This is a genomic window from Mesorhizobium sp. M1328 (assembly GCF_040318075.1).
Taxonomy (GTDB): Bacteria; Pseudomonadota; Alphaproteobacteria; order Rhizobiales; family Rhizobiaceae; genus Mesorhizobium.
In genome coordinates, this window is record NZ_JAMYLO010000070.1 from 1 (window position 1) to 2,114 (window position 2,114).

General features: G+C 58.0%; 2 protein-coding genes and 1 pseudogene. 1 reads left to right on the forward strand and 2 read right to left on the reverse strand.

Features of this window, described 5'->3' with window-relative positions; translation table 11 throughout:
- The first annotated feature begins 143 nt into the window (after window positions 1-143).
- Window positions 144-551 carry a hypothetical protein gene (locus tag NKH23_RS34350; RefSeq protein WP_353036777.1) on the forward strand — a complete coding sequence of 136 codons (408 nt, stop codon included), beginning with the start codon at window positions 144-146 and terminating at the stop codon, window positions 549-551.
- 56 nt (window positions 552-607) lie between these two features.
- Here the strand turns inward: NKH23_RS34350 and NKH23_RS34355 are convergent.
- Window positions 608-805: pseudogene (locus NKH23_RS34355) on the reverse strand (IS21 family transposase); the annotation flags it as partial.
- A gap of 445 nt (window positions 806-1,250) precedes the next feature.
- On the reverse strand, window positions 1,251-2,114 hold an 864-nt coding region (locus NKH23_RS34360; RefSeq protein ID WP_353036779.1), incomplete at its 5' end, for an amidase family protein.

Below are 2,114 nucleotides of genomic sequence, written 5' to 3' on the forward strand. Positions count from 1 at the left end.
ACATCATCATGAGGCACTCGACCTCGGAAAGGACCATGACCCCGGCGATGGCAGTGCGAGATCCGGATTGACAACTCCCCGCAATTAAAGGGCCGTTTGACAGCTGTCACCGGGCCGCGGTTCCCGGACCGCGGCGCGACGTCTTGGCCAAAGGGTCTGCAACCGATCACGCCGTGTTTGCCAGCGGCGCCAGGATCCACAACCGGATCAACGAGACGCTCTTCGACAGACCGCAGGATAATGCGCCCCGATTCGCAACCAAGCCCAGCGGCGGCATCGACCCCCGGCCGTGGTGCCAGGGGTTCTACGCGGCCCTGAATCTCATCAAAAGCTGGAGACGGCTAGTCGACCTCGACAACCCCAACCACGGCCTGCTGCTGCCAATCCTGATCTACTGCGTAGACAAAAAGGGGAAGTCCGTCCTCGGCAAGCCCAGGCCGGGGCCCGAGACCGCGCATTTCATCGAGCACGAGGCCTACAAAGACATCGCCCTCGTCATCCCCGTCCTACGCGAACTCCACTACGTCACCCGTTATGACGACCCGGAGTGATCGGCGGCGGCGCGCGGACCACCGACCGACCCGCCATAGACACATCACCAGACGATTTCGGGAAAGCCCGGCGGCAGCGGCCAGTCCGATATGCCAGCCTCGCACGCCCGCAACAGATAGGTCGAAACCGAAGTCTTGCTGGATTTCAGCCGTTCCGATACCGGACGCACCGAGAGGCCCTGCTCATACGTCAGCCGCAGGATTGATCGTATGTCTTTCACTGTCGTTCGTCTCGCTTGCTTCCGTCTTGGCATGGCCCCTCTCAACCCGATGATGAGAGGGCAAAATGCCAGAACGGCGCTCCCGAGAACCGACCGTTATATCCGCCCCAAAAACTGTCCGGGAATTAGCGGAATTACTGTCCCGTAATTACTGAAATCGCTGTCCGCGAATTAGCGGAATGGGTGTCCGCGAATTTCTGAAACACGCACTAATAACGTCCGGTTTCGATTTCATCCGACTTCCAGCATGTTCGCTCAGCATTGGGCTTGTCGACACCTCCTAAAAAAAGCGGCTGCCGCCGAATCCTGTTCGACGACAGCCAAGTTGCTTGGGTGGCCGGATCAGCGCAGCTTCTTCGGCTGGCAACACCGAAAAAGTGAGGTCGCGCAGAACCTCCAGCGCTCCGAATTTTCAGAAACACTTTGAACTCAATCATAGGTGCTGTCATCTCGCTTCCCTTTGCGCATCATCGCCGCGCTAATTCACGTTCGCATCCGTCTCGCTCGATTGATTTCTCAGGCTCCAATGATTGACATTGGTTCTGGCGAGCGCACCCCTCTTGAAGGTTGCTTCGACTGACTGCGAGATTGCGAGCACCCGCCGATCTTCGCCGTTCTTGCCCATTATCAACAGGCCGACAGGAAGTTGGTCTATGCTCTGACATGGGACAGTCGCCGCGCAACAATCGAAGAAGTTGGCAATTTCGTTGTTGCGGCCGATCAAGTACTCGACTCTTTTTGCTTCTTCGGGATCCGTCAGAGTCGAGGCAGAAGGAGTCAGGATCGGGACCGTTGGCATCAGTACGGCATGGAAGCGGGAAATAAGGTCATGCGCCTCCAAAACTAAGGTCTCTCGCAGCCGCCGCGCCTCTGCCCGTTCTCTCATAGAGACTGTGCTGCCTGAGAGGATCACGTCCACGACGTGCGGCTCGATCGCCTGTCTGTGCTCTTCAACAAGGCGCCCGTGACTGGTATGGACTTCGCTGCGGCAGATGATTGTATAGGCTTTTTGCCACTGTCGCCGGCCTATTTCCGTCCACGGAAATTCGATGATGGTCGCTCCTGCGCGTGAGAGCAATTCCAACGTAGTCGAAAAAGCATCGGCGACCTGCGGGTGAAGATCGTCAAGAACTAATGTGGTGGGCACACCGAACAGCAGCCCGCGAAGCGGGATGTCGGGGAGCGGGCGCCATGGCTGATCAGCCAGAGCGGCATCCATGATTGCGCAACAGGTGATTGTGCGCGCGATCGGACCTATGGTATCGAATGTATTTGAGAGGGGTGTGACGCCCCGGGCAGAAATACGCCTCTCGGATGGCTTGAAACCGGCGAGACCGCATAG